At 35.3% G+C, this 17014-nt stretch carries 26 protein-coding genes; 15 read left to right on the top strand and 11 right to left on the bottom strand.

The features are described 5' to 3' along the window. Positions 1-24: 24 nt before the first annotated feature. Positions 25-1086 (bottom strand): efflux RND transporter periplasmic adaptor subunit, encoded by a 1062-nt coding sequence (locus tag EV07_RS05760; RefSeq protein ID WP_036918059.1) that lies wholly within the window; start codon positions 1084-1086, stop codon positions 25-27. A 122-nt stretch (positions 1087-1208) separates the two neighbouring features. Here EV07_RS05760 and ychF point away from each other — a divergent pair, with 122 nt between their 5' ends. The 5 genes from ychF to EV07_RS05740 all read left to right on the top strand — a co-directional run bounded on the left by ychF (position 1209) and on the right by EV07_RS05740 (position 4361). After that, positions 1209-2300 (top strand): redox-regulated ATPase YchF, encoded by a 1092-nt coding sequence (ychF, locus tag EV07_RS05755; RefSeq protein ID WP_036918058.1) that lies wholly within the window; start codon positions 1209-1211, stop codon positions 2298-2300. Between the two features lie 344 nt (positions 2301-2644). Continuing rightward, positions 2645-2887, top strand: coding sequence for a hypothetical protein (locus EV07_RS05750; protein WP_036918057.1), 243 nt, complete (start codon positions 2645-2647; stop codon positions 2885-2887). A gap of 193 nt (positions 2888-3080) precedes the next feature. Further along, entirely contained in the window at positions 3081-3386 is a 306-nt protein-coding gene (locus EV07_RS05745; RefSeq protein ID WP_036918056.1) for an MTH1187 family thiamine-binding protein, read from the top strand. Between the two features lie 272 nt (positions 3387-3658). Continuing rightward, positions 3659-3802: a hypothetical protein gene (locus EV07_RS09890; protein ID WP_193742718.1), complete on the top strand. Its 144-nt coding sequence runs from the start codon at positions 3659-3661 to the stop codon at positions 3800-3802. A gap of 262 nt (positions 3803-4064) precedes the next feature. Beyond that, the gene (locus tag EV07_RS05740) at positions 4065-4361 is read left to right on the top strand and encodes a hypothetical protein (RefSeq protein ID WP_036918055.1); all 297 of its coding nucleotides are present in this window, start codon (positions 4065-4067) and stop codon (positions 4359-4361) included. A 29-nt stretch (positions 4362-4390) separates the two neighbouring features. Here the strand turns inward: EV07_RS05740 and EV07_RS05735 are convergent, their stop codons facing one another. After that, entirely contained in the window at positions 4391-4789 is a 399-nt protein-coding gene (locus EV07_RS05735; RefSeq protein ID WP_052043902.1) for a hypothetical protein, read from the bottom strand. A gap of 352 nt (positions 4790-5141) precedes the next feature. Between EV07_RS05735 and EV07_RS09885 the strand changes: the two genes are divergently transcribed. After that, on the top strand, positions 5142-5288 hold the full coding sequence (locus EV07_RS09885) for a hypothetical protein (RefSeq protein ID WP_193742717.1): 147 nt from the start codon (positions 5142-5144) through the stop codon (positions 5286-5288). A gap of 60 nt (positions 5289-5348) precedes the next feature. Here the strand turns inward: EV07_RS09885 and EV07_RS09515 are convergent, their stop codons facing one another. Continuing rightward, positions 5349-6017 carry a hypothetical protein gene (locus tag EV07_RS09515; protein ID WP_052043901.1) on the bottom strand — a complete coding sequence of 223 codons (669 nt, stop codon included), beginning with the start codon at positions 6015-6017 and terminating at the stop codon, positions 5349-5351. A 527-nt stretch (positions 6018-6544) separates the two neighbouring features. On the opposite strand from EV07_RS09515, the gene EV07_RS05720 reads away from it, so the two are divergent. Then, positions 6545-7024: a glutathione peroxidase gene (locus EV07_RS05720; protein WP_036918052.1), complete on the top strand. Its 480-nt coding sequence runs from the start codon at positions 6545-6547 to the stop codon at positions 7022-7024. Positions 7025-7262: 238 nt separating this feature from the next. Here EV07_RS05720 and EV07_RS05715 read toward each other — a convergent pair whose 3' ends face one another. The 4 genes from EV07_RS05715 to EV07_RS05700 all read right to left on the bottom strand — a co-directional run bounded on the left by EV07_RS05715 (position 7263) and on the right by EV07_RS05700 (position 8721). Next, complete coding sequence (locus EV07_RS05715) at positions 7263-7511, bottom strand: DUF1651 domain-containing protein (protein ID WP_036918051.1); 249 nt, start codon at positions 7509-7511, stop codon at positions 7263-7265. Between the two features lie 214 nt (positions 7512-7725). Further along, positions 7726-7923, bottom strand: coding sequence for a hypothetical protein (locus tag EV07_RS05710; RefSeq protein WP_036918050.1), 198 nt, complete (start codon positions 7921-7923; stop codon positions 7726-7728). Beyond that, positions 7923-8093 (bottom strand): hypothetical protein, encoded by a 171-nt coding sequence (locus EV07_RS09880; protein WP_193742716.1) that lies wholly within the window; start codon positions 8091-8093, stop codon positions 7923-7925. The genes EV07_RS05710 and EV07_RS09880 overlap by 1 nt, the downstream gene beginning before the upstream one ends. Positions 8094-8487: 394 nt before the next feature. Further along, the gene (locus EV07_RS05700) at positions 8488-8721 is read right to left on the bottom strand and encodes a hypothetical protein (protein WP_036918048.1); all 234 of its coding nucleotides are present in this window, start codon (positions 8719-8721) and stop codon (positions 8488-8490) included. A gap of 640 nt (positions 8722-9361) precedes the next feature. Here EV07_RS05700 and EV07_RS05695 point away from each other — a divergent pair. The 6 genes from EV07_RS05695 (at position 9362) to EV07_RS05670 (ending at position 13225) form a co-directional block, all read left to right on the top strand. Beyond that, a complete protein-coding gene (locus EV07_RS05695) occupies positions 9362-9808 on the top strand; it encodes a hypothetical protein (RefSeq protein WP_036918047.1) in 447 nt (148 codons plus the stop codon). A gap of 176 nt (positions 9809-9984) precedes the next feature. Then, on the top strand, positions 9985-10374 hold the full coding sequence (locus EV07_RS05690; protein ID WP_036918045.1) for a phosphoribosyltransferase: 390 nt from the start codon (positions 9985-9987) through the stop codon (positions 10372-10374). Between the two features lie 123 nt (positions 10375-10497). Then, entirely contained in the window at positions 10498-10746 is a 249-nt protein-coding gene (locus EV07_RS05685) for a hypothetical protein (RefSeq protein WP_081936951.1), read from the top strand. 378 nt (positions 10747-11124) lie between these two features. Next, entirely contained in the window at positions 11125-12246 is a 1122-nt protein-coding gene (locus tag EV07_RS05680) for a fatty acid desaturase (RefSeq protein ID WP_241434005.1), read from the top strand. Positions 12247-12407: 161 nt separating this feature from the next. After that, on the top strand, positions 12408-12803 hold the full coding sequence (locus EV07_RS05675) for a DUF2237 family protein (RefSeq protein ID WP_036918042.1): 396 nt from the start codon (positions 12408-12410) through the stop codon (positions 12801-12803). 83 nt (positions 12804-12886) lie between these two features. After that, positions 12887-13225, top strand: a complete 339-nt coding sequence (locus tag EV07_RS05670) for a phenylpyruvate tautomerase MIF-related protein (RefSeq protein WP_036918041.1) — start codon at positions 12887-12889, stop codon at positions 13223-13225. A 36-nt stretch (positions 13226-13261) separates the two neighbouring features. Here the strand turns inward: EV07_RS05670 and EV07_RS05665 are convergent, their stop codons facing one another. Together EV07_RS05665 and EV07_RS05660 are read right to left on the bottom strand one after the other, a co-directional pair. Then, positions 13262-14569, bottom strand: coding sequence for an NRAMP family divalent metal transporter (locus EV07_RS05665; RefSeq protein ID WP_036918337.1), 1308 nt, complete (start codon positions 14567-14569; stop codon positions 13262-13264). A gap of 214 nt (positions 14570-14783) precedes the next feature. After that, entirely contained in the window at positions 14784-15029 is a 246-nt protein-coding gene (locus tag EV07_RS05660) for a hypothetical protein (protein ID WP_036918039.1), read from the bottom strand. Between the two features lie 476 nt (positions 15030-15505). Between EV07_RS05660 and EV07_RS09655 the strand changes: the two genes are divergently transcribed. Then, entirely contained in the window at positions 15506-15694 is a 189-nt protein-coding gene (locus tag EV07_RS09655; protein ID WP_152557559.1) for a hypothetical protein, read from the top strand. Between the two features lie 47 nt (positions 15695-15741). On the opposite strand, the gene EV07_RS05655 is transcribed toward EV07_RS09655, so the two are convergent. Continuing rightward, positions 15742-15942, bottom strand: coding sequence for a hypothetical protein (locus tag EV07_RS05655; protein ID WP_036918037.1), 201 nt, complete (start codon positions 15940-15942; stop codon positions 15742-15744). Between the two features lie 87 nt (positions 15943-16029). Next, the gene (locus EV07_RS05650) at positions 16030-16461 is read right to left on the bottom strand and encodes a hypothetical protein (protein ID WP_036918036.1); all 432 of its coding nucleotides are present in this window, start codon (positions 16459-16461) and stop codon (positions 16030-16032) included. A 233-nt stretch (positions 16462-16694) separates the two neighbouring features. On the opposite strand from EV07_RS05650, the gene EV07_RS05645 reads away from it, so the two are divergent. Then, positions 16695-16991 carry an RNA recognition motif domain-containing protein gene (locus EV07_RS05645; RefSeq protein WP_036918035.1) on the top strand — a complete coding sequence of 99 codons (297 nt, stop codon included), beginning with the start codon at positions 16695-16697 and terminating at the stop codon, positions 16989-16991. Positions 16992-17014 lie beyond the last annotated feature (23 nt).

The raw sequence follows: 17014 nt of genomic DNA, 5'->3' as shown, positions 1-17014 counted from the left end.
TTATAGATGATCTGAAAAATTGATTTATTTCCGTTTTCTTTTTGACCATGGCGGAATATCAATGAAGATTTTTTCACCAGGGTTAATTCCTTTAATTATCGCAGTCTTGTTACCACTGCTTGACCCAAGTTCAACTTTTTGGAATATAGGCTGATTATTTTTGCCTACCATTAATAAACCTGTAGCTCCATCTTCAGTCACTATTGCCACAGTAGGCACAATTGTCTTAAGCCCCGAGTCACCAGCTTTAAACTCTATATCGGCAGTCATTCCAATACGTAATTTCTTTGGAGGGTTAATTAGCGATAGTTGGACCTCAAATGAAGTGACATTGTTTTTTCTAGTTGCTCTTGGGGCTATTTCACTGACAATAGAATTAAATCGCTCATCTGGGAAAGCTTCCACTCGAATGCTAGCCATCTGGTTTATTTGAATTCGACCTATATCACTTTCAGGTACTTTTGAAATTACTTCTAAGCCTTGAGATATTTCTACCACTGAAGTCTTAATAGAATTTCCGTTACTTGATTTTTGCGAAGTTGGAGACACAAAGCTTCCAGGCTCTGCATATTTGGCAGTGATTATTCCTTTTAAAGGTGATTTGATGAATAATTCTTCCCCTTCTACTTTAATTTGCTCGAGCTTGGCTTTGCTAATCAGAAAAACTTTTTGGAATTCTTCGTACTTCTCTTTACTTATTCCACCTTCTAGAAATAATTGTTCTCTACGAGCAAAAGCTGATTTGGCATTTTTAAATTCTGCTTCAAGTGCATTAAAGCGATATTTAAAGTCTCTACCTTGTATTTTTGCAAGCAATTGGTCTTTGGTAACGGCCTCTCCTTCAGTGACATACACTTCTTCTATTATTCCTTGACGATGAGGATTTACATTTACACTTTTTCTAGCCTGGAGCTCTCCACTAGCAGTAATAATAGATGGTAACTGACCTTTCTCAGCAGCTACTGTATAGCTAGTTAAATCCTGCTTACTATTGCTAGAACCTCTTTTGAGGAAAATATTTCCACCACTAAGGATTAATATAAAAGCAATAATGCCAATAATCTTTTTTCGATTTGAACTTATCATTGGTTTTGAAATGAGCTTTTTTGACGGGACATTTTAGTTTTTCTCTTTGACTGGTTTTAAGATGCTTAAGCAATTAGTTTCGTAAGAATAACCCCTCGAATGTTGTTTTTAGATTTTTTCTAATGCTTAAAGTAGGAATAGTTGGCCTTCCAAACGTTGGTAAGTCCACTTTGTTTAATGCTTTAGTTGCCAATGCACAAGCTCAAGCAGCTAATTTCCCATTTTGCACCATTGAGCCAAATGTTGGAACAGTATCTGTTCCTGATGACAGATTAGATTTACTTGGATCTATTAGTCATAGCAAGGAATTAATCCCAACGCGAATAGAGTTTGTTGATATTGCTGGCTTAGTAGAAGGTGCAAGTCACGGAGAAGGTTTGGGGAATAAATTTTTATCTAATATTCGGGAGGTTGATGCGATTGTTCACGTCGTTCGATGCTTTGAAGATGACAATGTTATTCATGTGTCTGGCTCTGTCAATCCAGTAAGGGATATGGATATTATCAATTTAGAGCTTGGCTTATCAGATCTTAGTCAAATAGAAAAGCGAAGAGAACGGTTGAAGAAATCAGTTCGAACCAGTAAGGAAAGTCAAACAGAAGATTTGATTTTAGAAAAGATTTTTCTTGAAATCGAACAGGGAGGTGCTGCAAGGAATGTTCATTTACTCGATGAAGAAAAGCAATTTATTAAACCATTAGGATTGCTAACAGCTAAGCCTATAATCTATGCATCAAATTTGAGCGAGGATGACCTTGCGGTAGGAAATGCTTATTCAAAAAATGTAGGAGAATTGGCACAAAAAGAAAAAAATGAAAGTGTAAAAATCTCTGCTCAAGTTGAAGCTGAATTAATTGAATTGGGACAACCAGAAAGATTAGATTATTTAAAAAGCCTTGGTGTTCCCGAAGGTGGCTTGCAAAGTCTTATAAAAGCTTCTTACCAGCTTCTAGGGCTAAGTACTTATTTCACCACTGGTGAGAAGGAAACTAAGGCATGGACGATTAGGTCTGGGATGACAGCTCCCCAAGCTGCTGGAGTAATACATACAGATTTTGAAAGAGGCTTCATTCGTGCTCAGACAATTCATTATAAAAAGTTGCTTGAAGCAGGCTCTTTAGTGGAGGCCAAAAACAAAGGTTGGATTCGTAGTGAAGGTAAAGAATATATTGTTAAGGAAGGTGATGTTATGGAATTCTTATTTAACGTTTAAAAGATAGTGATATCAACCCTTCTCCTAAGTTAGACAAAAGTAGTTTACTGAAAGCCTCAAGTTTTTACCCATTTTTAATATTTCAACTTCAATTTTATTTATAGCTATCTAGATTTTCACATCCCTCTCCCTATCAATAAGAAACTCATTTAGCTTTATTTAGATTAAACACCTAGGGGTTAACGCTCGAGTCTATTTACTCGAGCGTTAACACTGATTTACTGCTTGTTCAGTCTCTGATAGACATGGTATATGGGGACGAATTATTGCCTTGAAAATTCAGGTCAAGGTATTAGGAATGCTTTTTTAGAGAAGTTTTCTGTAAACAAATTCACTGAAGCACCATGAATAACCAACTCAATGATGGAGATGGAGGAGTGAGTCTTTCAAATGAGCTTTCGAAGCATATTTCGACTCATGAGAATAGGGTTAGACGTCTTCTGGAAATGCAAAGAAGGATTAGAGGATTGCAATTTAAACGAAATCATTTAAAAAATGAGCTTCATGCAGTTGAAAAATATTTGAGATCTTTGGATAGTCAGCTCAAGAGCTATGAAGTATACGAGCAGCTTACTTTTAACAAATAAGAAATTCTTTTCGGATAATGTCAGGTGCTTTATGAAGTCTCTTCAACATATAAAGCAATAGTTATTTCTCTTATGCAAATGCCAGTTGCTCTTGTTTTGATAAGAGCTTGCTTTTAGGTCTAGGACTTCACCTGAAAGTGCTGTTTCTTTGGATTATTTTTCCCATGACGCCTATAATGAGTCTTTATTTATCATGTGGATAAGCATTGATTTTTGTCTCGTCCCTTTAGGCGTAGGTCTTTCTCTCTCTCCTTATATAGGAGCTTGTAAAAAGATCATCGAAAAGAAAGGTCTTGCTTATGATTTAGGGCCTAATGGAACTGCTATTGAAGGACACTGGGATGATGTTTTTAATTGCGTTAGGGATTGTCATGAAGAAGTGCATCGCTTAGGCGCAGAACGCATTTATACGACATTAAAAGTAAATACCCGAACTGATCGCCAACAGTCTTTTCGAGAAAAGGTCCCTAGTGTTGTTTCTAAGCTCAAAGATATATGATTTGTTTTATCGTGTCCCTACTATTTATATCTAACCAACTATCTCTAGCGTTCACCTTACAATAATCTCCTCCTTTGCATAATTCAGTTAGGCAAAGACCCCTTTTTTGACATTTACTTTTCGCGAAAATTTGTTCTTCTATAAATATTCTCATTCATATTTCTACTCTCTTGAAATTCACTAGATTAATACCAAATAAGAAGTTGACTATGCAAATCTATTGACACTTATGCTAAAACGTTTACAAATAATTTAAAGGTGGAGATTTAACCTTGCCTACTAAAGATGATTTCGAGGCAGCTAAGGCACATTTGAAAGATGTAGACAAAGCTCAGGAAGATGTCTTAGAAGCAATGTTTGATGAATTGAGAAGTGATTATGATTTAGACTTGTCTGAAAATAAACTCGATACTTAGAAGGTTTATATTTCTAATTTTTAAGACGTTTAATAGCAAATCACACTATACAACTTGATTATTGCTAATTATCGATCTACCCGTTTCTCTTGTAATAGGTTTTGTTTGGCTGAAAACTTTCATTTCATAGGAAAAATGTAATTTTTATCTTAATATTATACTTATTGATCTTTTCCACGTTGGATCAGATGAGTTTGAAGTATTTCATTTAAGCTCATTGGTTAAGATCACTATTTTGTATAGACATTAACATTCATTTTATATGAGACACTCTTTGGACCTTACTGATTGTGAGCCAGTTAATTTTTTGTGGTCAGAACTCTCGGATCGATTGGGTTTAGAAAAGGCTTGTCAAGCTGTACGGCAGGCCATTGACTTGCAGGTAATGAATGGAGATGAAAAGACATTGCCAATTTTATTTATAGAGACGTGTGGAGTTGCATTGACAACATTTAATACATTAAGAAATCAAACTGGAATATCCCTATATGGCTCAAACAAAGTTCTTATTTTCAGTAAAACAAAAAAGTCTTTTCAGGTGCTTTATGAGCTTAAGTAAGCATCTGTGTTATCTATATCTGTTGATTCTCACCCTAAGCCAGTAAATAGCTCTTTGTGGACTACAAGAGTCTCATATGGAGCAGTTCCCGCTTCGGGGGTTAACGGCTCACCATCTATATTCTTAGCTGTACTGCAAACAAGGTCTCCATCCCAGTAAACACCATGCTCACTATTGCTCTCAGACCATTTACGAATGTCTTTGAAGTGTTCAGGGATCTGATAGCCAATTTTTCTACATATATCGCAAAGGATGCTTAAAGCAGGTGGTTTAGGTTTAAGTCTTAGATCTCTTACAAGACTAGGTTGAGAGAAAATTCCTACATATCTAATATAATCAATTAAAGTATGATCACTTTCTGACAAATCTGCATTTTCCAATGCGTTCTCAAAGGATTTTACAGAGATTGTAGGTCTAGGAATGATCATAATTAACTAAGGAATCGGTGAGATGCTGATAGCTCTTATATGTTGACATGTATGCCTTCTTATCGCTTTGGTTAATATAGTCCAAAAACATAAAGTCTAGTATTATTGATCAAGCAACCTATCTCTAAGATGTTTGCTCTTGTAATGAGCTTATTCAATAAACATCAAAGACTATCCTGGTTCTTAAAAATGCTTGGTGAGGTGGAAGGACGTCCATATGTTGCTAGTAGCTTGTTTGGATTGCTTTTTGTTATTACATAGAAGAATATGCATGTAAAAGGATTTGTTAGCGCTTACATTCTAGATGTACAAGACATGGTGATGACATAGTTGCTCATTACACAGGATATCAATGGAACCAGTCTCAGAACTAATAGGTAATCCAATAACACTCTTTCTTGAAAGGTTGCTTTATTTTGTTTTAGGTCTTTTTCTGCTTGCAGCCTTATACACAGGGATAAAAAGAGGAATGGAAGATGAGTTGAATTCAAAGCCTTGATATAGATTTAATCCAAAGCTTTGCTGAGAGTGCATTTAAGTAAGAACTTTAAACCGTTCCTTATCCAAATGGTTGAGAGCCAGTTAAAGGACTTACAAAAAGGAACTCCATGAATATTCCAGTAATGGCTAAAGGTAGTACCCAGATTGTTAAAAACCGAGCTCCAAAGAATCTGATGCCACCTGTGCTTTCAAGAGCTCTTTTTGTTGATGTGTAGATAGTTTCTGACTTGCGAACAGAATAATCTGCTTTTGAATAAGGCCTTATTGGGTTTGAAGATGATAGTAAAGCTCTTGCTTTTTGTATTAAAATAATTGGCAGTGCCCATACAGCCATGAAGCGAGGACCTAGCCAATACCTTGGATGAGGGAAAGCATATTCTGTACGAGTTTTATTTTTTGTAAACCCATTTTCTATCGCATTAAATATCTCCTCAAAGGTATTGATTTTGCCAACCTTAAAAGAACTTTTATTAGATTTGTAGATTAGCTCAGGCTTTATAAGTTCATCGTTATTAGATTCATCGATCTTTTCTTTTTGTAAGGTTGGAGATTCTTTTAACTCTAGTGAATCTGTTGTAAACGCTGCATCTACTGATAATCGCTTCTCTTCACCAATAGAGTCTGTTGTAAATGTTTTATCTATTGATAGTGGCTTATCTTTATCAATAGAATCTCTCTTCTCAAGATTATCTTCAGAGTTATAATTATTTTTTTTGGTGTTTGCCACTTGGCCTCCTAAAACTACATACTAGAGCCATATCAAATTGCTTTTGTTATTAAATGATGCTTTCGAATGTATCAATAACTTCTGAGCTTGGTTAGTTATTAACTTATAGAGGGTGTTCTTAATGATTATATTAAAGAAGCCTTATATACCCTTACTTGAAATGCTTGTAACTTTATTTGGATTAGCTTCTTCAGATTTAGGTGTAAGCAGCTCTACTATAAATATAATTTTATCTTTTGCGACCCTAATGGTTATAGGCCTTCCCCTCTTGTTTGTATTTCGATCTCAAAAAGGGTCTATAACTTCAAGGAAGGTAACGCTCTGAACATCAATATTTAATTCTCTAGCAATCGTTGCTTTTGTTAACTGCTGAGACTGACCGTTCTCTCTTCTTTGCTTGACCCTTTGAAAGAGCTAAAAGGATACTTTTCATGTATTTAAAATCCCAAAACTTTCCCTCAATGTTGTAATGGGTGTACCAAAAGCTGCTATCTTTTGTAGTCGATCAATAATTCTTTACTAGCTCAATGTTGGTTAATGTAAAAACAACTGAAGTTCAAACTTCAAGTGGTAAGAAAAAAAAGCTTGGTGATTATTCAGGGCAAGTTCTTTTAATCGTCAATGTCGCTAGTCGCTGTGGGAACACACCACAGTATGCTGGATTGCAAGAACTTCACGATAAATACAAAGAGCAAGGATTTGCTGTTCTAGGTTTCCCTTGTAATGATTTTGGAGGACAGGAACCAGGAAGTCTTGATGAGATTCAAAAATTTTGTTCGGTGAATTTTGGAGTGACCTTTGAAATTTTCAATAAAGTTCATGCAAAAGGTGCTACAACCGAGCCTTACACTACACTTAACAAATCAGAACCAATGGGAGATGTTGCTTGGAACTTTGAAAAATTCTTAGTTGACAAAGAAGGGAATGTAATAGCTCGTTTCGAGCCAAGCGTCCAACCATCGAGTGAAGACTTGATAGCGGCTATTGAAGTCGCATTGGCTTCATAAAATCTTCGCTAGATAATTATGTTTGGAATCGGATGGCAAGGAATTGAGACCTTTATGAAAGTTAGCTCCTTATTAACAAAAGTTATATAGGTTCGATTTTTACCAACATTAAGATTAAATATTGTGATGAGGTTGATTCTGAGAAGCTTTTTATGATTAATAAAGATCAAATAAAATAAAGAAGAAATATTCTTATTTTTGATTAGGGAGTTTCTTCCGAAATATTTGAATCTATTTGCTATGCAACATCTCCGAATTGACTTTCGATTTTGGCCCAACCATTCTCAATGAGCTCATTCCAAGTCTCTATAGCAGGAGTTAATCTAACCCTTCTTCGATTTACGAAAGTAAGAGGTGTGTGAGTAGATGATACAGTCCACTTGTCGATATAAAAATGTGGAATTCGTTGGAGTGATATAGGGTCTTTATGGAAAAGTAGCAACCATTTACCATTGGCTTCGATTAACCATCCTTCTGGAGCGATCATTTTACAAACCTAGACTCTAGTACTAGTATACTACTATGTTTGCAGCGTCTATGCAAACATGCATGTTGGCTGATTAATGGATTTTTCCCAATCAAAATAATTCTCGCCTTTATTTGGAGTAGTCTCAAGGAGGTGAATTCACTTAAGAAACGATATATGGGGTTAAGTGATAAGCAGAGGCATTTGTCTTTTATCATATTCAAGCTTCGTTATATCAAGCTGCCTCCCTTTGTGATTGCTGAATAAGTTTCTTAGCCCGCTTGCGCTTCACTTTTTTGTTTAATTCATTTGTGAGCTTTAGATAGCGTTTCATAGCATCACGATTTGCAAAACCCTTTTCTGCTTTTGCTTTTTCATCTTGTTTGACTGGTAGTAGAAGCTCAGTCATTGATCTAAGTACTGTTAACACCATTATGTATTGCCTACTTTTGTAGGTTCTTTGGTTAAAGCTACACGTAACTCTTCATTCCTTATTTTATTGTTGTTTGATGTTACGTATGTCAGGTCATATGTAGATATACCTTGACCATTAGGGTTGAAAAGGTTGTTAGGCTTTTTGAAATGTCTAATCCTCTTTTTCATTTTTAACATATATTTATTCTATAGTAGACATAAAAAATTATTCTTCAAGTTCTATTTACAAATTGCGCTTGTCTTTCTTCCTTTGTTGTCATAGATCTAGCTTCTTAACAACTTTATTTCGAATCTTATAGATCCTATAGGTTTACCGCTTGTAAATTGACGATTGCACTTTGTCTTGCTGAATGTCGAATTTAATATACCTATTACAAATGCGCTCCCACATGTCTATTCAGTATGTCGTTTATTAGGCGTATTGTTTATTCCTCAATTAATTGTAGAGGATTTGCATTGGGTTGATTTGTTGCCAAATATAGTTGATAAAGTTGTCTGCAATAACTATCCCCTCAGCCAATGCTCTTATGTCTATAGGTTGCATGTAGCTTATTCTGTTTTGTCAATCCACTTTCGCATCCTCTTTCGTTAGGTCATCTGTGAATACTTCACGATATAAGGATGTTGCTCCTATTAAGGAAGTAAAAGCACCACAGGTAAAGGTGATTAAGCTACCTTTGGTGCCAGGATTGTAAACTTTAATTGTAACCAAACCACTATCAATAATAAAACTAAATGCAAGCCATGCGATTATCCACGCTAAAATATATAGAAGTATTTTAACTGAGCTTTTCATAATTGACTCCTTGCAACTTAGACATAGATAACTCATGTGATTTCAAAAAACTGCGTCCGTTTAAAGTTCTTTATGAGACTTAATTAAAAGTAATAATTACATTACAAAGAACCTTCTTCTATCTTGGATTAGTGATTAATACTCAGATGGCTACTTTGATCTTTTGAGAAGTCTCTTTGTATATCTGAAGCGAGGAGAATAGCTCTGTAGTAGTGCTTTACTAGTTTTTACCTTACTCATCGATAATAAGCTTAAATATATGTAATCGTTAGATGGTATTTGGATTGAATTTTTAATGAATCTTCCAACTCTTATTGGTTTCAATAGTGATGTAGGTTTAAGCTCTAATTCGATAGTTTACATGTGGACTTATTGTTTTAGCTTATTGATTTTTGCGGACTTGTTATTAACATATAACTAGCGTGCTTGACTACAAGAAGTTGTGGTCAAGCACGCTTAAGACTTCTCTCTCAATGAATTGCCTGACATGATGTTCTTAGACGCAATACCTCCCTCCAATTATTTAGACTGTTATTTCCACGCTTTTTGAGCTTTTCCCATCTTTTGAACATGTCGTGACTATATATGGATTGAAATTAACGCTAGATCTGTTAAAAATGTTTAGTAGCATTGAAAATGAATGCCTGTAGCAACTTACATCCAAAAAGGTCAGAAGAATGTTCAGTCAAAATATCACCGTGTTAAAGAGCGCATTGAATTAACTTGTGGTCTGATTCAGGTAAAGGTTTTTTCGAAATTTCATGAAGGCACACATATAAACATCCATCCTTTCAAAATATCTAGGGAATCACTTTCTTATTTAAAAGATAAGTTGCCTTCATTATCTTCAAAGAAGAGAACTATTGTCTCAACAGCTCCTCATGAGATAGATCTCTCTTTGGCAAGTCAATGTAGTATCTCTAATGAAGAAAAAATTTGTTGGACACGAAGAAGGTTTCAGGGGAAAGTTCACAAAATAATTCTTAAGGATGGACTTATTGTAGAAAAAATATTTTCAACCACCAATGGGAGTGAAATCAGAGTTAAACGATGCGAATTAGGCGTAGCAATAAGATGCTTTTTTTAATGAAAGCTTTATTAAGTATTTATCTGTCCAGTTGAGTCCTCTTTAGGGGGTTGCATTGTTCTTATTTAAAAAGGTCTACACTATATGCCTAAAGTCTTGAGTTATAGTTCTTTTATTAATGCTATTAGAATGGCTTATTTCTTTTAGAACGTAGTTTGCTTTTGGAAAAATAAATCATGAGATTGTTGACGTGGAATGAATTTGACTTTTCTGTTCAACACATTACATCTGCTTGCAGATCAAAATCCTTGTCAGGAGTATATGGTTTCCCTAGGGGAGGGCTTTGTCTAGCTGTTGCATTGAGTCATGCGTTGAGGATTCCATTCTTAACTAAGCCGAAGCCTTACTCACTTGTTGTTGACGATGTCTGTGAAACTGGATTGACTTTAAATAATGTAAAAGATATTCCTGGCATCACAACATTTGTATGGTTAAGTAAAAGAGAGCCTGATTGGTGGAATGCTGTGGAGGTTTGCAATTCTTCAGAATGGCTGCTTTTCCCTTGGGAAAACATTGACTTTGCTCGGATAGATCAAGAAGTTTTTGGTATGAAGAGAGGCAAATGATTGATAAGCTGCTTTAATTCTTTGAGTTTTGGAATTTATTACTTGTTTTTGACTAAGATTTAATAGATCAGCAAGCCTTTCTGTGGACCAATCAATTAGGTTGTAAAAAATCACCTTATAATAATGATTTTGCTAAAGATAACCAATGCTTCTGATGTTGTTAAAGCTAAGGCTGGTAAATTCTTTGAGAAGATGACACCTGATAGAATTGATCAGAAACTTGTGGAAACACAAGTAATACAGACAATGATTGAACAGCTGAAATTGGAAGGTCTTAAAGGTGAAATATCTAGTGTCAAAGGATTAGAGATTGAAGGGTCGGCATTAGTTACGAAGAGTAGCTTTGTTGTCAGAGAAACAAAAAGCTTTTGACTCGACTCTTATTGGCGAATAACTATAGATATAGTTTTGTAGCTAAAGCTTGGTTATGGATTGCTCTTAACTTTTGTAATTAGATAAATTAAGGATTTTCTAAAGGCCTTAATTATTTTAGTGATTTGAACTAATTTGGTTTACAGTTAGCTATGACTTTGAAGTTTTGTCTGCAAGGGAGAACATTAAACGATTCTTTCCATGCAAACTAAGTTACTCTTTTGAGGTTCATTTTAGAATGATTGCCTTCATAAAAAAAATGTCTTTTGATAGGAAAAATCAGCATGAATTATCAACTATGTTCATAGCTTTGCTGGTAAAAAATTGTTGCCTTTCAGTTCACTCTGAATATGACATTGCAAGTGGAGAGTTAAGCATTTGACTTCATCAACAAACAATAAACTAATAAGTCGTAACGATTTTATTCTTACTCCTTATTTGCGCAGAAGTAATTTAAGGGCCTTTTGGCAAGTCTTGACCACTCTCATCCCTATTGCATTGCTTTGGAATTTAATCTCATTTATCACTAATACCGGCCATCCATTTTTGATAACAGCTCTTGAATTATTACCTGTCCTTGGGTTGTTGACTTTGCTTTCATCGAGAACTTTTTCGTTGATGCATGATTGTGGACATGGAGCGCTCTTTCGGTCGCGATGGCTCAATCGTGTAGTTGGCTTTTTCTTAGGAGCTATAAATGCAATCCCTCAGCATCCATGGTCTAGAGACCATGCCTTTCATCATAAGCACAATGGTGACTGGGAGATTTACCGTGGCCCCGTTGATGTCCTGTCACTAAATGCTTTTAAATCACTTCCTGCCTTTAATAAATCCCTTTATACCTTAAGCCGCCATTGGATAATGTTATTCCCAGGGGGCTTCTTTTACCTTGTTATTAAACCGAGGTTGACGCTGATACATGCAACTATCTGTTTTATTAGGTCATTTTTAATTGAATTAATAAATAAAATTCATCGACGTGACTTTGAAAATCTTTTTAACATTACGACAAGGTTTCGTTCTTATCACTCTGGATATGGCAATACATCTGGGGAATTAATAGATCTTTTTGCTAATAATGTTGCTGTGATAACAGGTTGGTTTCTGATGAGTCGTTGGCTTGGTTTAGGACTGTTCTGGAGTTGCTATTCTATAATCATGACTGCCTCAGCAGCCATCTTTATTTGCATATTCTTTGTGCAACATAATTTCGAAGGTTCTTATGCAAGTAGGACTGAAGACTGGAGTGTTTTACGCGGTGCAATTGAGGGAAGTAGTAATTTAGATATACCAGATTATTTAAATTGGTTTTTAGCCGATATTTCTTTTCATACTATCCATCATTTATGTGAAAGAATACCTAATTATAATTTACGCGCTTGCCACAATCGTAATAAACATCTCCTTTTGAATGCAAGATATTTGAAAATAAAAGATATACCAAATTGCTTCCAGTATATTCTCTGGGATGAAAAATCACAGGAGCTGTCAACAACATGAGCATTATTTAACTTTTTTTAAAAGCTAATAATTAGATTTTAAGAGCTCTTGAGAAAAACTTTAATATTTTCCCTCAAATATCAGCTATGCTTTATTCCACACCATTTGCATTAAAAACCTAATTTCACAAATGAAACAATCTCTTTATTAATGTATGAAAAATGGAGAATACTTCAACTAGTAATATTGCTAAGAACGTTTTTGGAGAACCTCTTCAGGAATGCGGCTGCAACCCAATAACTGGTTGGTTCAGAGATGGTAGTTGTTCTACAGACCCCTCTGACTATGGAATGCATACGGTTTGTTGCGTGATAACTAATGCTTTTCTCAGATACAGTTCTGCTCAGGGCAATGATTTATCTACACCAATCCCGCAATATGGATTTCCAGGATTAAAAGAAGGAGATTTCTGGTGTGTTTGTGCAGCAAGATGGAAGGAGGCTTATGAAGATGGAATGGCACCCTTGGTGAGATTAGAATCAACAGAAATCACAACGCTTAATATAATTGATATAGAAGTATTGAAGAAGTATTCTTTTAAGAATATAAAAGAATAAACCTCATTGTTTTGTATATTCCTGTATGCTTTTATTTAAAATGTTTGCTAGAAATATAGCTGTAAGTCATATTTTTTTGATTGATGCCATTAATTAATGTTCAAACTTCTATTAGTGAAATAGGCGACTCTAATTTACTTCTTAAGGAATTGTCTAATCAATTAGCTGGTCTAACGGGTAAGCCAGAACAATATGTAATGACTTTGTTACAGACTAATGTTCCCATGACATTTGGCGGGACTGAAGAACCTTGTTGTTATATTGAAGTCAAGTCAATTGGTTCATTAAACCCTTCAGAGATGTCGGCAGTGTTTTGTAAGTTAGTTGCTAATAAGACTGGGATATCTCCTAAGCGTATTTATATTGGCTTTGATGATGTTCCAGCTAGACTCTGGGGTTGGGATGGAAGGACTTTTGGATGATTTAATGCTATACAAACGCTCCCTTCCCAAGCAATATTAGCCTGAAAGACCTAATCCGAAAAATGAGTTTGAAATAAATAGCAAACTAAATCCCCCAAGAAAAAGCAAGCCAAACCAGCATAGGGATTTCATTGCAGAACCGTAATGATATTCTTCTTTAACTAATGGACTGTTAAGAGTATCCATAGCCATCCAAGCAAATATAGGTGCTGCCAAGAAACTTCCGGTCATCGCTCCAAAAACAAAATCTTTGACCGTAAGGCCGCCTGACTTGGCAATAAGAAGAGCAGTTAATGAGGTGAATATATGTAGCACCATCCAGAATCTTAGACGTTTGATTTCAGATTTTGATGAAGCAATTCCTCTGTCTTTACCTTGAATAATTCCAATTGAAGCTGAAATACTTCGTGGGTATGCATCAAGGCATGTCAAAGTCGTACTAAACATTGCCGCAAACGATGCAGGAATAATTATCCACCTAGCCCAATCCCCCATAGACTCTGTGTAAAGACGAATAAGGTTTTGGGCAAAAGAAACACCACTCCCTGACAGCATTGTTTCCCCAGTTCCATACATCGTGAATGCTCCTAGTGATACAAAGAGAAGAGCTGTGATAATTGTTATAAGGTAGCCAATGTTAAAATCAAACTCTGCTTCTTTGGGAGTTGCTATATGCTTTGTCTCTTTTGACTTAGAGAACATCCATAGGGAAGGCCAAACACATAATTCAACAGGGCCTGGCATCCAGCCCATCAATGGGATCAAAAAAGATAAATTTGATAGTTTCCAAGGACTAGGGCTGCTATTTAACAAGTTTATATTGATATTGGCTACGGATTCACGTTGTAGGAGTGATATAACAGCAATGGTTGTTAAGAAAGTTAGTAGCAAAACTAGAACCTTTGAAATACGATCAAGAGCTTTGTACTGTCCTAAAAGTAAAATTAGCCCACTTATAACTAAAACCGCAATAGACAAATCCATTGGGGGAAACCCTGCAAAAAAAGGAATATTTGTCAATAGAAGACCAGAGACAAAACTAACTGCAGCAATGGTTAACGTCCCTGTAACTAGACTCACTACTAGATAAAGTGGTAAGTAAAATTGGCTCCTTTTTTTAAACCCCTCTAATAATGAAAGACCGGTTGCAGATGTAAAACGAGTCCCAACAAGTAGAAAAGGGTATTTAATAAAATTCGTGAGTAAGATTAAACCAACTAACGCAAACCCAAATTTCGCGCCAGCGGTAGTCGATGACATCAAATGTGATCCACCTATACAGGCAGCTGCCAAAATAATCCCAGGGCCTAAACTCTTTTGAATTCCTTGCTTGGATAAACTCATTATTAAAAAAGGACTTCTTCCATGCTGATAAAAAGGCAATGCTTTTTCAACACATACACAACATATTTAGATGTTTAAAAATTCTTCAATCAAACAGAAACAATCAAGGTAGGTGAAATTTGTATGAAAACTAGACAAAGGGCTTTCTTGTTCATACAAATAATTTAAGTCATGCAATTAGTTGCCTAAGGCAATATTTTTTTATTGTACGAATCTATGAATAAAACAGAATAACCAAACCTTTTTTAGAGTAATGCGATTCTCTTTCCTCTCTACTTAGATCAAGACCTACTTCAAGACCTTCCTTCAAAGCATCCTCGTAGGATGAGTTCTCAGAAACAGATAATTCTTGCTTGGATAATGCGGCTATGCCAATAGGAGTGGCATGCCATTGGAATTTGGACGTTTGTCCTATTGCTGGTTCTTTAAGTGAGGCCTCTAAAAGTTCTTGAGTAGACATAACTTTAATTGAATTAATTGAACTAACAGAGATTTATTATTTACACAATGGCAAGATTTAAAGGAAAATGCGATAAATTCTTTGTTTTCAGAACTTAATGCTTTTAAAAAATGAGATTAGATGATTCAAATTTTCTTTTAAAACCATTGCTATTCATCAATTCCTAAGTAGAAAGGTAAAAGCCCTTAATTAGTAAATGTTGAACTCAGGATTTTTCATTTTTGGATAAATACATCTATACAAGTCAATTTATTCTTTGAGCATTGTTAATTGTCATATTCATGATTTTTAACTGGTGACTTAATTCATCATGATCTTGTTGCTTTTAAGGCTATTTTGAGCTGCTTAATAAAAAATTCTTGTGCTAGTGAAATTCATTCTTCCTGGTTTTTAAGGTCAAAATCTACAAAGAATAAATAGATGTCAAGACTTCTCTCATAAGTTCAGGCCTTTGTTTGTAGCTGAAGCTCATTATTATGGATCTATTTTGCATAAGGATGTTCCTTGGCAGTAAAGATGAAAGAGTGTTGTTTGGATTGCTAGACCCACCAAGAGTCTTCTCTGCTGGAAATAATCAACTGTTGAAATTAGTTGATCTTCCTTTTTCGTATTGCATAAGGGATATTATTCTTAGGTGTGGTGGCTTTAATGTCTATATTTTTTAATTTAACCTTAAAATATTGTGTGCGTATCTTTTGTCGTCTAAAGATCTCTACACTTCTGAATCATTATGATTTTCCTTAGTCATATCTGGAAAGGCAATGACATCCTCGTAACTAGGTAGGTCAACAATCCATTCTGCAAATTCATTAATAAGAGCATACTGATCTTTACCTGACAAATGCTTGGATCTATCCAAAACATGAATGACCGCAAGTGATAGCGACTCTAGTGCTGAGTTAACTTCTTGCATGCTTTTTTAATGCTATTTCAGCCTACCTAATCTTTTGCGCATAAGCCACTAATTTGTAGGTGAATTAGACTATTGCTTTTTGCTTGTCTAGATGATTAACTCCACTATTCCGTCTGTGACATACTTGGCTAATTCCTCTATATTCTCTTCGATCTCATCAATTTTATAATTCCATTTGTCGGAAACTTTCTTTGCTAGTTGATGATCTTTTGCATGTGTCAACATGGATTTAACCATATAATCAGCGAGTCCAATATCCATTCTTACTTTTAGATAGTTCCAAACTGATTGGTCTAAGCTATTGATATATGTAATATCATCTGTTCCAGTGTAGTCATATAACTCCATAACCCCGTGATGGCAAAATATTTGTCCTAGCTCATCAAATGCACTTGATGCATCCTTTGCATGCTCATATTCGGCTAGCATCCATTCCAACTCTTTACCCTTCTGTTCATTTCCGTCTCTTACGGCCTTGAGTAGTTTGTAAAATGAGCCAAATTCAATTGGGTTGGCCATATAAAAGTTTTAATTCAACTAACGATACTGATTTTTTTATATGTTAGTAAATAATAAGGATGATTCTTTAGATTAAATTACTTATAACTCACTTGATAGAAACCTACGTTGAAATAGGATATTATTGTGTGATCTAAATGGTTATCTAGATTGGATTAAGCCCAAAAGGCTTTGGCAATTAAAGAACTTCCTTTAGCCCCATTCGTTTGTGCTCTATTCTTAGTCCTACTTGTATGACAATTTTTATTGGAAATCTCTCTTTTGATGCTGAACAGGAAGATATTATTGGTGTTTTCAGCAGTTATGGGGAAGTGAAAGATTGTAAAATACCTGTTGATCGTGAAACAGGTAGAAAACGTGGATTTGCATTTGTTGATATGGTTAATCAAGCAGACGAACAAAAGGCAATTGACGATTTGCAAGATGTTGAGTGGATGGGACGAAATATTCGAGTAAACAAGGCAGAGCCTAGGAGAGATTCGAGAGATGGCAGGCGCTCTGATCATGGTGGAAATAGAAATCGGAGGTAATTTCTACTTGGTGTAAAACAGAG

Origin of the sequence: Prochlorococcus sp. MIT 0603 (assembly GCF_000760215.1) — a bacterium.
Taxonomy (GTDB): domain Bacteria; phylum Cyanobacteriota; class Cyanobacteriia; order PCC-6307; family Cyanobiaceae; genus Prochlorococcus_E.
Note: the sequence above shows the minus strand (reverse complement) of the source record. Positions and strands in the feature narration are given on the sequence as shown.